A 19,396-nucleotide genomic window follows, 5' to 3' on the forward strand; every position below is an offset into this window, starting at 1 on the left:
GGGCCGGCCGGCCTCATCGACTCGGGCGCGACCCGCCTCGATGCGCGCCTGGTGCCCGCGGCGCTCACCTGTTGGCTGGTGACCGCCGCCGGCATCTGGTGGCCGATCGGCCGGACGGTGGCGGCGTGCTGCCTGGTGTTGCTCGCGGCCTCGGGCGCGCTGGCCTGCCGGGCCGGCGAGGCCGGGCGGTTGCGGGCGATGGCCGCCGGCCTGGCCGCGGTCGGGGTGGTCGGCGCGGGATTCGGGTTCGCGGTTGCACTGCGCGCCGAAGCGGTCGATCGGCACCCGATCACCGCGGCCTTCGGCACCGCGGCCCCGGTGACGCTCACCCCGACCGAGAGTCCGGTCCCGCTGGGTCGCGGCCGGCTGATGTTTCGCGCCACGCTGCAGCGCCTGCGCGACGCGCCGACCTCCGGCCGGGTGGTCGTTTTCGTGCGGGCGTCGGACTTCGACTCGGAAACCGACGGGCCGGTGGTGGGCCGGCCGATGCGGTTCACCGCACGAATCGGCCATCCGACCCGCCGCGACCTCACCGTCGCGGTGCTCAACGCCTCGGGCCGCCCGACCGTGGGCACCGCGAGCGCCGCGCAGCGCGCCGCGCACGCGGTGCGCGGCCGGTTCACCGCCGCCGTCCGTGGCGCGCTGCCCGCCGAGCAGGCGGCCATGCTGCCCGCCCTGGTCCTGGGCGACACCTCGGCGGTCACCGCCGAGACCGACCGTGACTTTCGCGCGGCCGGCATGACGCACCTGATGGCGGTGTCGGGGGCCAACGTGACCATCGTGTGCGCGGCCGTCCTGTTCTCGGCGCGCGTGATCGGCCCGCGGGCCGCCGTCGTCCTCGCCGGCGTCACGCTCGCCGCGTTCGTCGTCGTCGTGCAACCGACGGCGAGCGTGTTGCGGGCGGCGGTGATGGGCGCCATCGCGCTGCTGGGGATGCTGTCGTCCCGTCGGCGCCAGGCCATGGCGGCGCTGTGCGCCGCGGTGCTGGGATTGCTGGCGGTGGCCCCGCAGTTGGCCGTGGATGTGGGTTTCGCGCTGTCGGTGGTGGCGACGGCCGCGCTGGTCGTCATCGCGCCCCGCTGGTCGCGCTACCTGGCGGCCAGGGGCTGCCCCAAACCGCTGGCCGACGCGCTGGCGATCGCCGCCGCCGCGCACGTGGTGACCGCCCCGCTGGTGGCGGGCATCTCCGGGCGGCTCAGCCTGGTGGCGATCGCCGCCAACCTCGCGGCCGCACCGGTGATAGCGCCGATCACCGTGCTGGGCAGCGCGGCCGCCGTGCTGAGCGTGGCGTGGCCGTCCGGCGCCCAGCTGTTGGTCCGCTTCAGCGGGCCCGAAGTGTGGTGGGTGGTGCACGTGGCGCGGTGGTCGGCCGGCGCGCCCGCGGCGACGGTGCCGGTTCCCGCCGGGGCACCGGGCGTCCTGCTGGTGGCCGGGGCGACCGCGGCGATCGTCGTGCTGGTCGCGCGGCTGCGCGGCCGGCGCTGGTTCGGCCGGGCGGTCGGCCTGGCCGCGCTCTGTGTGCTGGCGTGGTGGTTGTCGGAGCTGTTGGATCCCCGAGCGGCGTAGTCGGTGCCTCGTGACACCATCGTGGGGTGAGCGAGGTTTCGCCGTTGCACCTGGTCCTCGGAGACGAGGAGCTGTTGGTCGAGCGGGCGGTGGCCGACGTGTTGCGGTCGGCGCGCAAGCGGGCCGGCATCGAGGACGTTCCGGTCAGCCGGATGCGGGCGGGTGACGTCAGCACCTACGAACTCGCCGAACTGCTGAGTCCGTCGCTGTTCGGCGACGAGCGGATCGTCGTGCTGGAGGCCGCCGGGGAGGCGGGAAAGGAGGCGGCCGCGGTGATCACCTCGGCCGCGGCCGACGTCCCGCTGGGCACCATGCTGGTGGTGGTGCATTCGGGCGCCGGGCGGGCCAAGGCGCTGGCCACCGAGCTGCAGTCACTCGGCGCCGTCGTGCACCCGTGCGCGCGCATCACCAAGGCCAGCGAGCGGATCGATTTCGTCCGCAAGGAGTTCCGCGCGCTGAAGGTCAAGGTCGACGAGGACACGGTGACCGCCATGCTGGACGCGGTCGGCTCCGACGTGCGCGAGCTGGCGGCCGCCTGCTCGCAACTGGTTGCCGACACGGGCGGGGTGGTCAATCCGGCGGCGGTGCGCCGCTACCACAGCGGCAAGGCCGAGGTGAAGGGGTTCGACATCGCGGACAAGGCGGTGGCCGGCGACGTCGCGGGCGCCGCGGAGGCGCTGCGGTGGGCGATGCTGCGCGGGGAGCCGCTGGTGGTGTTGGCCGACGCGCTGGCCGAGGCGATCCACACGATCGGCCGGGTCGGACCGCTGTCGGGGGATCCCTACCGGCTGGCGTCGCAGCTGGGCATGCCGCCCTGGCGGGTGCAGAAGGCCCAGAAGCAGGCGCGGTATTGGTCGCGCGACAGCGTGGCGGCCGCGATGAAGGTGGTGGCGACGCTCAACGCCAACGTCAAGGGGGCCGTCGCGGACGCCGACTACGCGCTGGAAGCGGCGGTCAGAAAGGTCGCCGAGCTGGCCGCCAACCGGAACCGATGAGCGGCGGGGCTCAGAGCTTGTTGAGCGCTCGGGCCAGGGCCGACTTCTTGTTGGCCGCCTGATTCTTGTGGATCACGCCCTTGCTGGCCGCCTTGTCCAGCTTGCGGTTGGTCGACGCGAGCAACTCCGTGGCCTTCTCTTTGTCGCCGGCATGGGTGGCCTCGCGGAACGCGCGAACGGCGGTGCGAAGCGACGACTTCACCGACTTGTTGCGCAGGCGAGCGCGCTCGTTGGTGCGATTGCGCTTCTGCTGCGACTTGATGTTGGCCACGCTTGTAGTTCCTTCTTCGAATCGACGTTTGGCTTGGGGCGCCGGATACCACCACGGCGACTGCCCAGGTTATCAGTCGGTTACGTTTTCTCCCAAAACGGGAACCCGTGGCCTGCCATAACGTCAATTTGAGGCAGCATCTTAAAAGTGAGTCTTCCTAGCCAGCTCGAGGAAACCAGGCGGGGGTTACGCGCCGCGCGCGCTGAGCGCATCTTCGGCGGCTACAACACGTCGTCGGACGTCTATTCGATGGCCTTTGACGAGATGTTCGACGGCCAGGGCGGCGTGCGGGGACCGTACAAGGGCATCTACGCCGAGCTCGCGCCGTCGGACGCCTCGGAGCTCAAGGCCCGCGCCGAAGCGCTCGGCCGCGCGTTCATCGACCAGGGCATCACGTTCTCGCTGTCGGGCCAGGAGCGGCCCTTCCCGCTCGACCTGGTGCCCCGGGTGATCTCGGCCGCCGAGTGGAGCCGGTTGGAGCGCGGCATCATCCAGCGGGTCAAGGCCCTGGAAATGTATCTCGACGACATCTACGGCGACCAGGAGATCCTCAACGACGACATCATCCCGCGCCGGCTGATCACGTCCTGCGAGCATTTCCACCGCCAGGCCGTCGGCATCGTCCCGCCCAACGGCGTGCGCATCCACGTCGCCGGCATCGACCTGATCCGCGACGAGAAGGGCAACTTCCGCGTCCTCGAGGACAACCTGCGCTCGCCGTCGGGCGTGTCCTACGTCATGGAGAACCGGCGCACCATGGCGCGGGTGTTCCCGAATCTGTTCGCCACCCACCGGGTGCGGGCGGTCGACGACTACGCGGCCCACCTGCTGCGTGCGCTGCGCAACTCGGCGGCGACCAACGAGGCCGACCCGACGGTGGTGGTGCTGACCCCGGGGGTGTACAACTCCGCCTACTTCGAGCACTCGCTGCTGGCCCGCCAGATGGGCGTCGAGTTGGTCGAGGGTCGCGACCTGTTCTGCCGGGACAACCAGGTCTACATGCGCACCACCGAGGGCGAGGTTCAGGTCGACGTCATCTACCGACGCATCGACGACGCCTTCCTGGATCCCCTGCAATTCCGGGCCGACTCGGTGCTGGGGGTGGCCGGCCTGGTCAACGCCGCGCGCGCCGGGAACGTCGTCGTCTCCAGCGCCATCGGCAACGGGGTGGGCGACGACAAGCTTGTCTACACCTATGTGCCGACCATGATCGAGTACTACCTGGGCGAGAAGCCGCTGCTGGCCAACGTCGAAACGTACCGGTGCTGGCTCGACGACGAACGCGAAGAGGTGCTGGACCGAATCGACGAGTTGGTCCTCAAGCCGGTGGAGGGCTCCGGCGGTTACGGCATCGTGTTCGGGCCGGAAGCGACCGACAAGGAGTTGGCCACCGTCGCCAAGAAGGTTCGCGACGATCCGCGCAGCTGGATCGCCCAGCCGATGATGGAACTGTCGACCGTGCCGACGCAGATCGGCAACACGCTGGCGCCCCGGTACGTCGACCTGCGGCCGTTCGCCGTCAACGACGGCGAAGACGTGTGGGTGCTGCCCGGCGGGCTCACCCGGGTCGCCCTCGTCGAGGGCTCGAGGGTGGTCAACTCCAGCCAGGGCGGGGGCTCGAAGGACACCTGGGTGCTGGCGTCGCGCACCTCGGCCGGTGAGCACGAGCTCGGCGCGGCGGAGGTCGTGCGCTCGCTGCCGGAGTCCATCGCCGACCCGGCGTCCGACGGCGCGCTGCGGCTGCGGCAAACACAGTCGCAACCCACGGAATCGCCGCAGGAACAGCAGCTGCAGCAGCAACAGCGACGGGCGAAGCGCCGTGCTGGCCCGTAACGCCGAGGCGCTCTTCTGGATCGGCCGCTACGTCGAGCGAGCCGACGACACCGCGCGCATTCTCGACGTCGTGCTGCACCAGCTGCTCGAGGATTCCAGCGTCGATCCCGACCAGGCGTCCCGGCTGCTGTTGCGGGTGCTGGGCATCGACCCCCCGACCCACGACCTCGACGTCTGGTCGCTGACCGACCTGGTGGCCTTCAGCAGCAACGCTTCGGGCGGCTCTTCGATCGTCGACGCGATCACGGCAGCGCGGGAAAACGCGAAGTCGGCGCGGGAAGTGACCTCGAGCGAGATCTGGGAGTGCCTCAACGGCACCTACCATGCCCTCGCCGAGCGCGAGCGCGCCGCGAAACGCCTTGGGCCCCATGAATTCCTGTCGTACATCGAGGGGCGGGCGGCGATGTTCGCCGGGCTGGCGGACTCGACGCTGTCCCGCGACGACGGGTACCGCTTCATGGTGCTGGGCCGCGCGATCGAGCGGGTCGACATGACGGTGCGGCTGTTGCTTTCCCGGGTGGGCGACAGCGCGTCGTCGCCGGCATGGGTGACGCTGCTGCGCTCCGCGGGCGCGCACGACACCTACCTGCGCACCTACCGCGGTGTCCTGGACGCCGGGCGGGTGGTCGAATTCATGTTGCTCGACCGGCTTTTCCCGCGTTCGGTGTTCTATTCGTTGCGGCTGGCCGAACACAACCTCGACGAACTGCTGCACAACCGGCAGAGCCGCATCGGGGCCACGGGGGAGGCGCAGCGGCTGCTCGGGCAGGCCCGCAGCGAACTGGAATTCGTCCAACCCGGCGTCCTGCTGGAGTCGCTGGAGGACCGCCTGGCCGGGCTGCAGCGAACCTGCCGCGATGTCGGAGAAGCGTTGTCGGTGCAGTACTTTCACGTCACCCCGTGGGTGGCGTGGTCGGACGCCGGCGACCGCGCCACATTGGTCAGCAGGGCGGGGGACAACTGATGTGGCGGCTGCGGGTGGTGCACACCACCGGGTACGCGTACCAGTCGGCGGTGACCGCGTCCTACAACGAGGCGCGGTTGACCCCGCGGTCGAACACCCGGCAGAACGTCATCCTCAATCGCGTCGAAACGATCCCCGCCACCCGCTCCTATCGCTACATCGACTACTGGGGCACCGCGGTGACGGCGTTCGACCTGCACGCGCCGCACACCGACCTCACGGTGACGTCGTCGTCGGTGGTCGAGACCGAGCGGCCCGAACCGCCGGTGACCGACGTCGGCTGGAGCGACCTGCGCTCGGCGGCGGTGATCGACCGGTTCGACGAATTGCTCCGCCCCACCGAGCACACCCCGGCGAGCAAAAAGGTTGCCTCCGTGGCCAAGAGGATCGCCAAGTCGCACCAGCCCGCCGAGGCCGTCGTCGCCGCGGCCCAGTGGGTGCGCGAGCAGCTGGAATACCTGCCCGGAACCACCAGCGTGCACTCCTCGGGCCTGGACGCGTTGAACGCGGGCAAGGGCGTCTGCCAGGACTTCGTGCACCTGTCGCTGATGTTGTTGCGCGCCATGGGAATTCCCGCCTACTACGCGTCGGGTTACCTGCATCCCAAGGAGCACGCCGTCGTCGGGGACACCGTGGACGGGCGCAGCCATGCCTGGATCCAGGCGTGGACCGGCGGGTGGTGGGGCTACGACCCCACCAATGAAACCGAGCTCTCCGAGCAATACGTCAGCGTGGGCGCCGGCCGTGACTACACCGACGTCCCCCCGCTGAAGGGGATCTACTCCGGTGAGGGCGCGACCGATCTGGACGTCGTGGTGGAGGTGACCCGGCTGGCTTAGCCGCCGAGGCCGCGCGGGCATAGCGTGCACCCATGACCGAACGCCGGCGCGGTGGTCCCTCGCTGCTGCTGCTCTCGTTGCTGTGCGCGGCGCTGCTCTTCGGTGGAATCGCCGCCGGGGTGGCGCTGGGCGGCGTGATGCCGCTGCCGTACGGCCCGGTGGCCGCCGCGGCGGCCTACGTCCGCGCGAAGCCGGTTGCCGTGCGGGTCATGGCCGTTGCGACGTTCGCGTCGTCGGTCCCGTTGGCGATCTACGCGGCGACGGTCAGCGCCCGGCTGCGCCGGCTCGGGGCCGCCGGATCGGCGCCCGCGATCGCGCTCACCGGAGGCATTCTGGCGGCCGGCGGGCTGGCGCTGTGCGGGTTGCTGGCCTGGCCGCTGTCGTGGCCCGACGTCGCCGCGGATACGACGTTGGTGCGGGCGCTGTACCTGCTGGTGTTTCTGGTCGGCGGGCCGGGGCACATCGTGGCCCTCGGCGTGCTGGTCGGCGCGATGGCGGTGGCTTGCCGGAACTTGGGCGTGCTGCGCAGGCCGATCGCCTGGGCCGGCCTGGGCGCCGCGGTCCTCGCCGGGGCGGCGACGGGAGTGTTGGCGTGGCCGGAGCTCGGTGTGATCCTGCCGGTCGCCCGGGTGCTCGCGCTGTCCTGGCTGGTGCTGGCGGGCGCGCTGTTGCCGTTGCCGGGCAACGACATTCGGCAATGACCGTTATGGGGTCCCGATTTCGACGCGGTGCAGGTCGTCGCCGAGCTCGATCCGCCCGCCAAAGCGCGCGGCCGCCAGCGCCCGCCACTGTTCTTCCTGGCCCGGCACCAGCGCCGGCACGTAGTGGGTCATGACGAGGGTGCCCACCCCGGCGCGGGCCGCGGTCGTCGCCGCTTCCTCGACCGACGAGTGGTAGTCGCAGATGTCCTGGAGCCGCTGCTGCGGGATGTTGGCGACGATGTCCTTGCGGATCACCGTGTGCACCAGCGCGCCGGCGCCGGCCGCCAGCTCGTCAAGGCCCGCGCAGGGCACGGTGTCGCCGGCGAGCACCACCGACGCCGCCCCGTAGTCGACCCGGAACCCGATGGTCGGCGCGACCGGCCGGTGGTCGGTGGGCGCGACGCGGATCGCCACGCCCTCGCGGTCCCACACCGGTCCTTCAGTGCATTCGTGCACCTCGACGGCCGGCGGGGCGTTCAGGTCGGCGTGATGCGCGATCCGGTACTCGATGTCGTGGCGGAACGCGTGCAGCGTGGCCTCCACCGTCTCCGCGATCCCGGGCGGGCCGATGATCGGCAGCGGCGCGGGGTCCGGCGCGAACGTGCTGATCCACCGGGTGATGAGCAGGTCACCGAGGTCACCGATGTGGTCGCTGTGCAGGTGGGTGATCAGCAGCGCCGACAGCCCGGCGGCGCCCACGCCCACCGCCGCGGCGCGCTGCAACACGCCGCGCCCGCAATCCACCAGGAACACCTGTCCGCCCGCCCGCACCAGCGTCGACGGCCCGGCGCGGTTCGGGTCGGGTATCGGGCTCCCGGTCCCGAGCAGGGTGATCTCGATCATGGCCCCTATCTTGCAAGCCGGGGCGCGCCGCGGTGGCCCAAACGCGGGAACCGTGGTTTCGGACTACGGCGTCAGGGTATGGACACGGATCGGCTACCGGTTCTCGTCGTGGCTTTTGCGCCGCGCGAGTTAGCCGTAGCCTGATGTGAAGCGGATCACAACCGGCTGGAGGCCAGATGCGGATAGCGGATGTCTTGCGGAACAAGGGCGCGGCGGTGGTGACCATCAACCCCGAGGCGACGGTCAAAGAGCTGCTCGCCGGCCTCGCCGAGCAGAACATCGGCGCCATGGTGGTGGTCGGCGACGAGGGTGTCGTCGGCATCGTCTCCGAGCGCGACGTCGTTCGCGAGTTGCACACCCACGGGGCCAGCGTGCTGTCGCGCCCGATCTCGAAGATCATGACCGCCAACGTCGCCACCTGCGCCAAGACCGACACGGTCGACTCGTTGAGCGTGCTGATGACCAAGAACCGGGTGCGCCACGTGCCGGTGCTCGACGGCAAGAAGCTGATTGGCATCGTCAGCATCGGCGACGTGGTGAAGACCCGCATGGAAGAGCTCGAGGCCGAGCAGCAGCAGCTGCACTCCTACATCACGCAGGGCTGATTGCCCGGCTCCTCAGCTGGCCGCGTTGCGGCCCGCATCGTCGCCGGGCAGGGCTGACCGGGCATTTCGCCGAGCGTGCACTCTGGGCGAAGATTCGGCCGATTTTCCGCCCTGATTACACGTTCGGCGGTAGGCCTAACCCGCTAGCTCCAGGCGTAGTCCTCCCGTAGCCGGGCGGCGATGACGTCGAAGATCTCCCGGTCCAGGATGGCGCCCTCGCGGCGAATGCTCTCCTCCGGCACGTCGAGCACCCGGTCCAACCGGACCCAGCTCGGCCTGCCCTCGTAATCCCATGCGCCGGAACCGATTCCGATCCAGTCCCGGTCCGAGGCGTGGCGCTCCTGGCTGGACACCATCAGTCCGAGCAGGACCCGGCGGTCGCGGCCGACGACGAGCACGGGCCGGTCCTTGCCGCGGGTGGGATCGTCCTCGTAGACCACCCAGGTCCAGACGATCTCGCCGGGATCGGCCCGGCCGTCGAGGTCGGGGGCATAGACCAGCTTGCGCGCGCGCTGCGCGGTGGGGAAGCTCGCGCTGGTCACCGGTCGGCCCGCGGTAACCGCGGATTGTTGGGGCGCGGCCGCGGCGATGACGTCCGCGGTGACCTTCACGGCGTGCTGAAGTTCCCGCGCGACGAGCTGGGCGGTCTGTGCATAGATGATCGCGTTGCGGGCGAACCGCTGGATCGTCTTCCACTGGGATTTGCGGGGAGACGCCATATTCGCAGCATAGACGCGCGCGCGTGGGTGCGATTGTGTCCAAGTAGGTCTCGGCCACCGCGCACAGATACGCTGGACGTATCGCTCAAGCGGCCTCGAGCGGGCCCAGACCAGGAGATTCCCATCAGCAGTTTCGCCGACAAGACCTTCACCGCGCCGGCGCAGATCAGGAATTTCTGCATCATCGCTCACATCGATCACGGCAAGTCGACGCTGGCCGACCGGATGCTGCAGCTGACCGGGGTGGTTGACGAGCGCTCGATGCGCGCGCAGTACCTGGACCGGATGGACATCGAGCGTGAGCGCGGGATCACCATCAAGGCGCAGAACGTGCGCCTGCCCTGGAAGGTCGGGGACCAAGATTACGTCCTGCACCTGATCGACACCCCGGGCCACGTCGACTTCACCTACGAGGTGTCGCGCGCGCTGGAGGCCTGCGAGGGCGCGGTGCTGCTGGTCGACGCCGCCCAGGGCATCGAGGCGCAGACGCTGGCCAACCTGTACCTGGCGCTGGACCGCGACCTGCACATCATCCCGGTGCTCAACAAGATCGACCTGCCGGCCGCCGACCCCGACCGCTACGCGGGGGAGATCGCCCACATCATCGGCTGCGAGCCCGGCGATGTGCTGCGGGTCTCCGGCAAGACCGGCGAGGGCGTCGCCGACCTGCTCGACCACGTCGTGCGCGAGGTGCCGCATCCCCAAGGCGACGCCGACGCGCCCACCCGCGCGATGATCTTCGACTCCGTCTACGACATCTACCGCGGCGTGGTGACCTACGTGCGTGTGATGGACGGCAAGATCGTCCCACGGGAGCGCATCCAGATGATGTCCACCGGCGCCACCCACGAGCTGCTGGAGGTGGGCATCGTCTCGCCCGAGCCCAAGGCCAGCGAGGGCCTGGGGGTCGGTGAGGTGGGCTACCTGATCACCGGGGTGAAGGATGTCCGGCAATCCAAGGTCGGTGACACCGTCACGACGGCCCGCCACGGCGCAACCGAGGCGCTGACGGGCTACCGCGAGCCCAAACCGATGGTCTACTCGGGGCTGTATCCCGTCGACGGCTCCGACTACCCAAACCTGCGCGACGCCCTGGACAAGCTGCAGCTCAACGACGCGGCCCTGACCTACGAACCGGAGACGTCGGTGGCGCTGGGCTTCGGGTTCCGGTGCGGCTTTTTGGGCCTGCTGCACATGGAGATCACCCGCGAGCGCCTGGAGCGCGAGTTCGACCTGGACCTGATCTCGACGTCGCCCAACGTCGTCTACCGGGTGATCAAGGAGGACGGCAGCGAGATCGTGGTGACCAACCCGTCGGACTGGCCCGAGGGCAAGATCCGCGAGGTGTACGAGCCCGTCGTCAAGACCACCATCATCGCGCCCAGCGAGTTCATCGGCACCATCATGGAGCTGTGTCAGTCGCGCCGCGGCGAGCTGGGCGGCATGGACTACCTGTCACCCGAGCGGGTCGAACTGCGCTACACGATGCCGCTGGGCGAGATCATCTTCGACTTCTTCGACTCGCTGAAGTCGCGCACCCGCGGCTACGCCAGCCTGGACTACGAGGAGGCCGGCGAGCAGGAGGCCCAGCTGGTCAAGGTCGACATCCTGTTGCAGGGCGAGGCCGTCGACGCGTTCTCCGCGATCGTGCATAAGGACGGGGCGTCGGCTTACGGCAACAAGATGACCACCAAGCTCAAGGAACTGATTCCGCGCCAGCAGTTCGAGGTACCGGTGCAGGCCGCCATCGGATCGAAAATCATTGCGCGCGAGAACATTCGGGCGATTCGCAAGGACGTGCTATCCAAGTGCTACGGCGGGGACATCACCCGCAAGCGCAAACTGCTGGAAAAGCAGAAGGAAGGCAAGAAGCGGATGAAGACCATCGGGCGGGTCGACGTGCCGCAGGAGGCCTTCGTGGCGGCGCTGTCCACCGACGCCGGCGGCGACAAATCCAGTTCCTCAGGCAAGAAATAGCCGTGATCCTGATGCGAGCCGTGACGTTCGTCGGTATCGGCGTGCTCGCTACCGGATGCGTCACGACCGTCGCCGGGACCGCCGCGCGCACCGGCCGCCTCGGCGGCACGGTGCCGCCGCTGGAACAGGTCCTGCCGGACAGCGCCGAGGTCGCCGCCGCCGTCGGCAATGAGCTGCCGCCCCACCGTCCGCCGGAGGTGGGCGGTATCGACGTGCTGCCCAACGGAATTCGCGACACCGGTGGCGCCGCGCCCATCGAATGCCTCGGGGTCGTCGCGCCGGCGATGCGCATCGTCTACGAGAAGGGCGCGGTACGCCGCGCCGCGACGCAGGACTACTGGAATTACGACTCCGGGGTGCAGGTGTCCAGCGCAACGGCCGCGGCGATCGAGCTCGGGTCGACCGCCGACGCGCAGCGGCTCTTCGCGTCGTTCGCGCAGCAATGGCAGCATTGCGCGGGCACCACGGTCACCGCGTACACGCACGACAGGAGCGACACCGAGTTGTACTCGAAGGTGACCGGCGTCCGAGTCGACGGGCCGATAGTTTCCGCGACCATCATGGCGTGGGACAACCATCACACCCCGCCGAGCCCGGACGAGCGGGCGATCGGCGTCCAGGGCGACGTGATCGCCGACGTCAAGGTCGCCGTCGGCCCGCGCGCCCAGGCCGGAACCAGGGCCGTCGATATCGTGCAGGCGATGTTGCGCAAAGTCTCGAGCACGAACTGATGAGGGTCGGCCGCATGGTCCTCAGCTGCCTGTCGGTCGTGGCGCTGGCCACCGGCTGCACGGTCGCCGGCACCGCGCGGCCGGCGCCGAACCTGAAGCCCCACCCGGTCATCGGGCAACCGGTCAAGAAGGTGCTCCTCGACGACGCCGAGTTGTCGAAGCTGCTGGGCCAGTCCTTCGGCAGCAAGAACGAACTGCCGGCGCGGTTCGGCGGCCCCGAGGTGCTGCCGCCGGCCTTCGGCGCGGTCTCGCCCGCCAACTGCGTCGGCGTCACCTCGATGATGGTGCAGGACGCCTACCGATCCGGCGACGTCAAGAATGCGGCGCGGGAGACGTGGTGGAACCAGCGCGGGCCGGCGAAGGTGATCAGCGTCGCCGAGGGCGTGGTGGCGCTCTCCAGCGCCGCGGGGGCCGCCGCATTGTTCCAACAGTTCGCGCAGCAGTGGCGCGACTGCGACGGCACCACCGTGACGATCGGTCGCCCCAGCATCATCATCGACCGGCCCTCGATCGTCTTGTCGGACACCATTTCCGAGGTCCGGGTCTCCGAATCCGTTCTGGCCGCGACCCTTTCGATCGACACCCAGCTGCCCGGCCTACCGTCGAGCGGGCCCAGGCCCGAAGCGCGCGCCATCGGCCTGCGGGGGAACTGCCTCGTCGAGGTCGAAGTGGCGTTCTTCAATTCCACCCGCTCGTCGGACGAGGGGTCCGGAGACGTGCACCGCAGCGCCATCGACCTCGCGCACGCGATGATGGACAAGGTCAGCGCGCTGGGGTGACGCCGGGAAGGTCAGGGACGAAGTGAAGAACCGCTGGCGCGTTCCGGCCGTTGTGATCGCGGTGCTGCTGGCCGGCGGCTGCACCGAAACCACCTCCGGCACAGCAGTTCTGGCGCCGAACGCGGGGCACGTGCCAGCCATCGAACGGGCCTTGTTCGACGGCACCGCGCTGGCGAAACTGCTCAGCCAGCCGTTCCAGCCCTACCCGCATTACTCGGAGTTCGGGGGCGCCGACAAACTGGGAAACGCATGGGATGACGCGCAACCCGCCGACTGCATCGGCGTCGTCCATTGGATGCAGCGGGGCCCGTATGCCCCGGCGCCGATACAACAAACCGCCGCCGAAATGTGGGTACACAAAGGCGATTCGGTGAAGATCGACAGCGTCGAGGAAGGTGTCGTCGCGTTGCGGTCTGACGCGGACGCCGCCGCGCTATTCGCCAGGTTCGCCGCGCAGTGGCAGAAGTGCGACGGAACCACGCTGACCGTCAAGCCTGTCGATGTCTACGGTTTGGATGCCATCTCCAACGTGCGCGTCGCGGATTCGGTTGTGGCGGCGACGGTTTCGAGGGGGTCCGGCCAACACTCGGTTTTGAATGCCATCCCCACGGCCCGGGCGCTTGGCGTCAAGGGGCCGTACGTGGTGGAGATGACGGTCGACTTCATTCCCATTTATGGTCCAGCGGATCAGGGCAACGGCGACATCAACACCACCGCCATCGACCTCACCCACGCGCTGATGGACAAACTCAGCGCCCGCAGCTGACGCGGCGCCGGCTGCACCTAGCGCCGCGACCCGCTACATCGGCGCGTTGGCGGGCTGGAACATCCCCGAGCCGTCGGCCTCCTCCTCGGCGCGGATCACGTGCACCACCGCGTTGATCAGCGCCAGGTGGGTGAACGCCTGCGGGAAGTTGCCCAGGTGCCTGCCCGTGCGCGGCTCGATCTCCTCGGCGTAGAGGTGCAAGGGGCTGGCGTACGACAGCAGCCGCTCGCACAATCGCTTGGCGCGCGCCACCTCGCCGATCTCCACCAGGGCGGACACCAGCCAGAACGAGCAGATCGTGAACGTGCCCTCCTCGCCGGACAGCCCGTCGTCGGTCTCCTCCACGCGGTAGCGCAGCACCAGGCCCTCGGAGGTGAGTTCGTTGGCGATGGCCAGCACGGTGTTGCGCACCCGCGGGTCGTCCGGCGGCAGGAAGCGGGTCAGCACCACCAGCAGCAGCGAGGCGTCCAGCGCGTCGCTGCCGTAGCGCTGGGTGAACACCCCGCGGGAGTCCACCCCGTGTTGCAGGATGTCCTCCTTGATCTCCTCGGCGATGGCCCGCCACTGCTGGGCGTAGCTCTTCTCGCCCTGCCGCTCGGCCAGCTTGGCCCCGCGATCGAGCGCCACCCAGCACATCACCTTCGACGAGGTGAAGTGCTGCGGTTCGCCGCGGACCTCCCAGATGCCCCGGTCCGGCTCGCGCCAGTGCTTGATCGCCTCTTCCACCTGCTTCTTCAGCACCGGCCACAGGGTCTCGGGGACCTGCTCGCGCGACTTGGCGTGCAGGTAGAACGAGTCGAGGATGGAGCCCCAGATGTCGTGCTGCACCTGGTCGTACGCGCCGTTGCCGATGCGCACCGGGCGGGCATGGTCATAGCCGGACAGGTGATGCAGCTCCTCTTCGACCAGGCTGCGTTCGCCGCCCACGCCGTACATCACCTGCAGCGGGTGACGCTCGTTGCTGTTGGCCCCCGAAACGTCGGCGATGAAAGCGAAGAAGTCGTCGGCCTCACGGTCCAGCCCGAGCGTGTAGAGCCCCCACAACGCGAAGGTGGAGTCGCGCACCCACGCGTAGCGGTAGTCCCAATTGCGTTCGCCCTGAGGGGTTTCCGGAAGCGATGTGGTGCTGGCTGCCAGCAGCGCGCCGGTGGGCGAGTACGTCAACCCCTTCAGGGTGAGCGCGCTGCGCTGCAGGTAGGCGCGCCACGGGTGGTCGGGGAAGTTGCCGATGTTGATCCATTGGCGCCAGCACTCGGTGGTCTGCCACATCTTGTCGGCGGCCTCTTCGTAGGTCTGCGGCGCCGGGTGCTTGGTCCAGCTGAGGGCGACGAACACGTCGTCGCCCTCCTTCATCCGGGTGCGCGCCCGCGCCTCGCGGCCCTCCAGCCCGATCCGCAGGTTGCTGGTGAGCCGCATGGTCGGGTGGGCGTCGGGCTGTTTGGTGGCCCGCGCGACGGCCTCGCCGTACGCGTTGGCCGAGTATTCCCAGGTGGCGCCCACGCGGTGGTAGTCGAACGCGGGTTCGCAGCTCATCATCAGCTCGACGGTGCCGCTCACGCAGCGCACGGTGCGCAGCAGGATGTGCTCGGCGTCCCAGTCCATCGGGGTGCGGCGGTGCGTCCTCGATCGGCGCTCGATGTCGTGCCACGGCCCCATGACCAGCGCGTCGCGCACGATCAACCACCCGGTGTGGGTCTGCCACGTGGTCTCCATGATCAGGCTTCCGGGCAGGTAGCGGCGCGCCGAGGGCACCGAGACGCCGTAGGGGCCTAGCCGGAAATGACCCGCGCTACGGTCCAGGATGGCGCCGAAGACGCTGGGGGAGTCCGGCCGCGGCACGCACAGCCATTCGACGGACCCGGCGGGGGAAATGAGGCACGTGGTCTCCCAGTCCGACAGGAAGGCGTAGTCGGCGATCGGCGGAAAAGGGTTCCGCAGTGCCGCGCTGGAGGCCAGGGGTGCCGGCGCGCTGAAGTCGATGGGCGACGCGATGGCCGCCGGCGCCGCCTCGAACGCTTCCTCGGGCATGGCGTCGGCGGGCTGGTCGTCGGGCTGGGCGTGCAGGACCATCCCGCCATCATCATCTGTCGGGCGGCCCGGCGTCCATTCTTTCGACGACGTGGCGTCACTGTTCCTCACCCGCGGCGTCGGGCGAACCGCGGGGCGTGTTCCGGCAGTGGCCCGATCGCGACGAGGTAGCCGAGCAGCCGCCGCAGCGGTGTGGACCGGCTCACCAGCCGCACGGCCCCCGGCGCGCGGTCCTCGTTTCGGGCCACCGCCGCGGCGATCACGTTGGCATGGATGCCCCGTTGCGCGGCCTGCAGCAGCACGGTGGGCATCCAGCGGCGCGCCTGCACCCGGGCCAGCCGCCAGGTGGGCACCCGTCCCGTGCGCAGCGCGCCGGCCAGGATGCGGGCGGCGGCCACCGCGTCGGCCACCGCGAGGTTGATTCCGATCCCGCCGACCGGCGACATCGCGTGTGCGGCGTCACCGATCAGCAGGACGCCGTCGGCATACCAGCGGGGAAGCCGATTCAATTGCACGTCAAGCAGTTTCACGTCATCAAAGGACGTCAGCGCCTGCACGCGGTCACCCAGCCAGGGCACCATGCCGACCAGCACCCGGTGCAGCGCCTCGATGCCCTCGGCCCGCAGACTCGCGTCGGTTCCCTTCGGGATGATGTAGGCGACCTGGAAGTAATCGCCGCGATCGATCACGATGACCGCGTGTCCGGCCCGCAGCACGCCGCCCAGCCCCGGTGGATCGTCGGGGTGGCGGGGCAACCGGAACCACCACACGTCCATCGGCGCTCCGAAACTGTGCGGTCGCAGGCCCATCGCCGAACGGATCGTGGACGAGCGGCCGTCGCAGGCCACCGTCAGCTCGGCGCGCATGCTTTTGACCTCGCCGGCCTGGTCGCGATAGGTGACGCCGACGACGCGATCCCCGTCCCGCAGCACGCCGATCACCTCGGTGCTGCGCAGGAGCGTAAAGCTCGGCTCGGCCTCGGCCGCGCTGGCCACCAGCTCCAAAAAGTCCCATTGCGGCACCAGGGCGATGTGTTTGTGCGCGCCCGGAAGGCGGGTCAGGTCGAGCGCCACCGGTTGGTTCTGTATCTCCATGCGGACCGTGTCGATCAGGCGATGGGGAATCTGCGCGAACCGGGCGCCCAACCCCAGCTCGTCGAGTAGGCGCAGCGTGCTCGCGTGCACGGTGTCGCCGCGAAAGTCGCGCAGGAAGTCGGCGTGTTTTTCCATCACCGTGACGTCGACGCCGGCGCGGGCCAGCAGCAGGCCCAGCACCATGCCGGCCGGGCCACCGCCGGCGATCAGGCAGGCCGTTGCCTCGGGCGTAGACGAGGGGGCAGACATGCGCCGATCTTGGCACATTGGTTTTCCGCTGCAGGGCCGAATAGGGTGAGCCCCGTGACCGCATTCCTCAATTGGTGGGACGGCAACGAGCTGTGGCTTTCCGGGCTCGCTTTCGTCCTGCAGGCCATGGTGGTGATGCCGGTCGTGCTGGTGGTGGCCGCCGTCACGGCGGGACTGCTCGATGGCCTGCTCGGCAAGGGCATCGCCCTGATGCGCCGCGTCCGCCACGCCGACGCGGCGCCCGGGTAATTCGCATGCCTCGGTCACACGTGACGTTGATTCTGGTCGCGCTGGTGGTCCTGGTGATCGTCGCATGGTGGTTGACGCACTGAGCGTGGGTTGCCCGCTCGGCCCCTCGCGCGGTGGCGGGCCGGACGATTCCTGTTAGGCTTCCCGCCATGCATGTGACATCGGGTGCGGTGAAGCGCCATGTCTTCGTGCACTGTTGTCGCTGACTGCAACCCGTGTGCGGTCTGGTATGGGGTTCGTGAGCTCTCCCGTCGGTTATGGCGCCTTTCCGCAGCATCGGGATCGATATCTCCTAAGTCCCCGTACCGGAAGGCCCGAATGCTCAACGACATCGCCGGCTCGCCGCGCTGGCGGCCGGTCGCCGCGCTTGCACTCGTCGTCGCCCTCCTCGCGGGATGTAGCGGCGGGGCCAGTGACGTCGTAGGCGGGAGCGGCCCGACCAACGCGCACACCAGCATCACCCTGGTCGCCTATTCGGTCCCCGAACCCGGCTGGAGCAAGGTGATCCCGGCGTTCAATGCCGCCGAGGAGGGCAAGAGCGTGCAGGTGATCACGTCGTACGGCGCCTCCGGCGACCAGTCGCGCGGCGTCGTCGACGGCAAGCCGGCCGACGTCGTGAACTTCTCGGTCGAACCGGACATCACCCGGTTGGTGAAGGCCGGCAAGGTCTCCAAGGACTGGAATACGGACGCCACCAAGGGAATTCCGTTCGGCTCGGTGGTGACCCTGGTGGTGCGTAAGGGCAACCCGAAGAACATCAGGGACTGGGACGACCTGCTGCGCCCGGGCGTGGAGGTCATCACCCCCAGCCCGCTGAGCTCGGGGTCGGCCAAGTGGAATCTGTTGGCGCCGTATGCCGTCAAGAGCGAGGGCGGCGCCAACGCTGCGGCCGGCGTCAACTTCATCAGCAAGCTGGTCCACGAGCACGTCAAGCTGCGGCCCGGATCGGGAAGGGAAGCGACCGATGTTTTCGTCCAGGGCAGCGGGGATGTGTTGATCAGTTACGAGAACGAGGCGATCGCCACCGAGCGCGCCGGCAAGCCGGTCGAGCACGTCAACCCACCGCAGACGTTCAAGATCGAGAACCCGGTGGCGGTGGTGACCACCAGCCCGCACCTGGACGCCGCGGTCGCCTTCAAGAACTTCCAGTACACGGCAGCGGCGCAGAAGGTGTGGGCGCAGGCCGGCTTTCGGCCCGTCGATCCGGCCGTCGCCGCCGAATTCCGCGACCAGTTCCCGGCGCCGGCGAAACTGTGGACGATCGCCGATCTCGGCGGTTGGACGCCGGTGGACCCGCAGCTGTTCGATAAGAGCACCGGCAGCATCACCAAGATCTACACGCAGGCCACCGGATGACGGCCGCGATCACACCCGACCCGCAGGCGATTCGGCCGGAGCTGGGGCCCCCGTCCGGTGACGTCCCGCGGCGCCCGGCGAGGGCGCGGCGCTCGGGCACCACGTCGCTGCGGGTGGGCATGGCGACACTGTGGCTTTCGGTGATCGTGTTGCTGCCGCTGGCCGCCATCGCCTGGCAGGCCGCCGGGGGCGGGTGGCACGCCTTCTGGCTCGCGGTCACGTCCAACGCGGCGTTGGAGTCGTTCCGGGTGACGCTGACCATCTCGGCCGGGGTCACCCTGCTCAACCTGGTCTTCGGCCTGGTGATCGCCTGGGTGCTGGTGCGCGACGACTTCGTCGGCAAGCGCCTCGTCGACGCCATCATCGATCTGCCCTTCGCGTTGCCCACCATCGTCGCCAGCCTGGTGATGCTGGCCCTCTACGGCAACAACAGCCCGGTGGGTCTGCATCTGCAGCACACGGCCTGGGGCGTGGCGGTGGCGCTGGCGTTCGTCACGCTGCCCTTCGTCGTGCGCGCGGTGCAGCCGGTGCTGCTGGAGATCGATCGGGAAACCGAAGAGGCGGCGGCGTCGCTGGGGGCCAGCGGGCCGAAGATCTTCACCTCCGTCGTGTTGCCGTCGCTGACCCCGGCGCTGTTGTCCGGTGCGGGCCTGGCCTTCTCGCGGGCGATCGGGGAGTTCGGGTCGGTGGTGCTGATCGGCGGCGCGGTCCCCGGCAAGACGGAAGTCTCGTCGCAGTGGATACGGACGCTGATCGAGAACGACGACCGCACCGGCGCCGCCGCCATCTCCATCGTGCTCCTGTCGATATCCTTCGTCGTGCTGTTCATCC

Annotated in this window: 18 protein-coding genes and 1 pseudogene; 14 read left to right on the top strand and 5 right to left on the bottom strand. The window is 69.4% G+C overall.

The features are described from left to right. Window positions 1-15 precede the first annotated feature (15 nt). Together A5702_RS04095 and holA are read left to right on the top strand one after the other, a co-directional pair. A complete protein-coding gene (locus A5702_RS04095; RefSeq protein WP_068218497.1) occupies window positions 16-1,566 on the top strand; it encodes a ComEC/Rec2 family competence protein in 1,551 nt (516 codons plus the stop codon). Window positions 1,567-1,610: 44 nt separating this feature from the next. Further along, a complete protein-coding gene (holA, locus tag A5702_RS04100; RefSeq protein ID WP_156669480.1) occupies window positions 1,611-2,561 on the top strand; it encodes a DNA polymerase III subunit delta in 951 nt (316 codons plus the stop codon). Between the two features lie 10 nt (window positions 2,562-2,571). On the opposite strand, the gene rpsT is transcribed toward holA, so the two are convergent. Next, on the bottom strand, window positions 2,572-2,832 hold the full coding sequence (rpsT, locus tag A5702_RS04105; protein ID WP_055402594.1) for a 30S ribosomal protein S20: 261 nt from the start codon (window positions 2,830-2,832) through the stop codon (window positions 2,572-2,574). Between the two features lie 138 nt (window positions 2,833-2,970). Between rpsT and A5702_RS04110 the strand changes: the two genes are divergently transcribed. The 4 genes from A5702_RS04110 (at window position 2,971) to A5702_RS04125 (ending at window position 7,169) form a co-directional block, all read left to right on the top strand. Further along, on the top strand, window positions 2,971-4,665 hold the full coding sequence (locus A5702_RS04110) for a circularly permuted type 2 ATP-grasp protein (protein ID WP_068218482.1): 1,695 nt from the start codon (window positions 2,971-2,973) through the stop codon (window positions 4,663-4,665). Further along, window positions 4,652-5,629, top strand: a complete 978-nt coding sequence (locus A5702_RS04115; RefSeq protein ID WP_055402589.1) for an alpha-E domain-containing protein — start codon at window positions 4,652-4,654, stop codon at window positions 5,627-5,629. The genes A5702_RS04110 and A5702_RS04115 overlap by 14 nt, the downstream gene beginning before the upstream one ends. Beyond that, a complete protein-coding gene (locus tag A5702_RS04120) occupies window positions 5,629-6,468 on the top strand; it encodes a transglutaminase family protein (RefSeq protein ID WP_055402587.1) in 840 nt (279 codons plus the stop codon). The genes A5702_RS04115 and A5702_RS04120 overlap by 1 nt, the downstream gene beginning before the upstream one ends. A gap of 125 nt (window positions 6,469-6,593) precedes the next feature. After that, window positions 6,594-7,169, top strand: coding sequence for a hypothetical protein (locus tag A5702_RS04125; protein ID WP_156669481.1), 576 nt, complete (start codon window positions 6,594-6,596; stop codon window positions 7,167-7,169). 3 nt (window positions 7,170-7,172) lie between these two features. On the opposite strand, the gene A5702_RS04130 is transcribed toward A5702_RS04125, so the two are convergent. After that, window positions 7,173-8,012: a ribonuclease Z gene (locus tag A5702_RS04130; RefSeq protein ID WP_055402603.1), complete on the bottom strand. Its 840-nt coding sequence runs from the start codon at window positions 8,010-8,012 to the stop codon at window positions 7,173-7,175. A 176-nt stretch (window positions 8,013-8,188) separates the two neighbouring features. Between A5702_RS04130 and A5702_RS04135 the strand changes: the two genes are divergently transcribed. Beyond that, on the top strand, window positions 8,189-8,617 hold the full coding sequence (locus tag A5702_RS04135; protein WP_055402585.1) for a CBS domain-containing protein: 429 nt from the start codon (window positions 8,189-8,191) through the stop codon (window positions 8,615-8,617). A gap of 143 nt (window positions 8,618-8,760) precedes the next feature. On the opposite strand, the gene A5702_RS04140 is transcribed toward A5702_RS04135, so the two are convergent. Further along, the gene (locus A5702_RS04140; protein WP_055402583.1) at window positions 8,761-9,336 is read right to left on the bottom strand and encodes a type II toxin-antitoxin system PemK/MazF family toxin; all 576 of its coding nucleotides are present in this window, start codon (window positions 9,334-9,336) and stop codon (window positions 8,761-8,763) included. Between A5702_RS04140 and lepA the strand changes: the two are divergent. The 4 genes and pseudogenes from lepA to A5702_RS04160 all read left to right on the top strand — a co-directional run bounded on the left by lepA (window position 9,318) and on the right by A5702_RS04160 (window position 13,589). Next, window positions 9,318-11,313: pseudogene (lepA, locus tag A5702_RS04145) on the top strand (translation elongation factor 4). The gene A5702_RS04140 and the pseudogene lepA overlap by 19 nt on opposite strands. An 11-nt stretch (window positions 11,314-11,324) precedes the next feature. Then, on the top strand, window positions 11,325-12,044 hold the full coding sequence (locus A5702_RS04150; protein WP_068218502.1) for a sensor domain-containing protein: 720 nt from the start codon (window positions 11,325-11,327) through the stop codon (window positions 12,042-12,044). After that, window positions 12,044-12,823, top strand: coding sequence for a sensor domain-containing protein (locus A5702_RS04155; RefSeq protein WP_067818136.1), 780 nt, complete (start codon window positions 12,044-12,046; stop codon window positions 12,821-12,823). The genes A5702_RS04150 and A5702_RS04155 overlap by 1 nt, the downstream gene beginning before the upstream one ends. Before the next feature lie 22 nt (window positions 12,824-12,845). Continuing rightward, window positions 12,846-13,589 carry a sensor domain-containing protein gene (locus A5702_RS04160; RefSeq protein WP_068218485.1) on the top strand — a complete coding sequence of 248 codons (744 nt, stop codon included), beginning with the start codon at window positions 12,846-12,848 and terminating at the stop codon, window positions 13,587-13,589. Between the two features lie 33 nt (window positions 13,590-13,622). On the opposite strand, the gene A5702_RS04165 is transcribed toward A5702_RS04160, so the two are convergent. Together A5702_RS04165 and A5702_RS04170 are read right to left on the bottom strand one after the other, a co-directional pair. Beyond that, complete coding sequence (locus tag A5702_RS04165) at window positions 13,623-15,659, bottom strand: glycoside hydrolase family 15 protein (RefSeq protein ID WP_055402575.1); 2,037 nt, start codon at window positions 15,657-15,659, stop codon at window positions 13,623-13,625. Window positions 15,660-15,724: 65 nt separating this feature from the next. Continuing rightward, window positions 15,725-16,960 carry an FAD-dependent oxidoreductase gene (locus A5702_RS04170; protein ID WP_067818146.1) on the bottom strand — a complete coding sequence of 412 codons (1,236 nt, stop codon included), beginning with the start codon at window positions 16,958-16,960 and terminating at the stop codon, window positions 15,725-15,727. 54 nt (window positions 16,961-17,014) lie between these two features. Here A5702_RS04170 and A5702_RS04175 point away from each other — a divergent pair, with 54 nt between their 5' ends. From A5702_RS04175 to cysT, 3 genes are all read left to right on the top strand, one after another. Beyond that, entirely contained in the window at window positions 17,015-17,209 is a 195-nt protein-coding gene (locus tag A5702_RS04175) for a hypothetical protein (RefSeq protein WP_068218487.1), read from the top strand. A 318-nt stretch (window positions 17,210-17,527) separates the two neighbouring features. Then, the gene (locus tag A5702_RS04180; protein ID WP_055402568.1) at window positions 17,528-18,565 is read left to right on the top strand and encodes a sulfate ABC transporter substrate-binding protein; all 1,038 of its coding nucleotides are present in this window, start codon (window positions 17,528-17,530) and stop codon (window positions 18,563-18,565) included. Continuing rightward, a partial coding sequence (gene cysT / locus A5702_RS04185; protein ID WP_068218491.1) for a sulfate ABC transporter permease subunit CysT occupies window positions 18,562-19,396 on the top strand: 835 nt, incomplete at its 3' end. The genes A5702_RS04180 and cysT, both read left to right, overlap by 4 nt.

This window comes from Mycobacterium sp. E3339 (assembly GCF_001666915.1).
In the GTDB taxonomy this organism is placed as follows: Bacteria; Actinomycetota; Actinomycetes; order Mycobacteriales; family Mycobacteriaceae; genus Mycobacterium.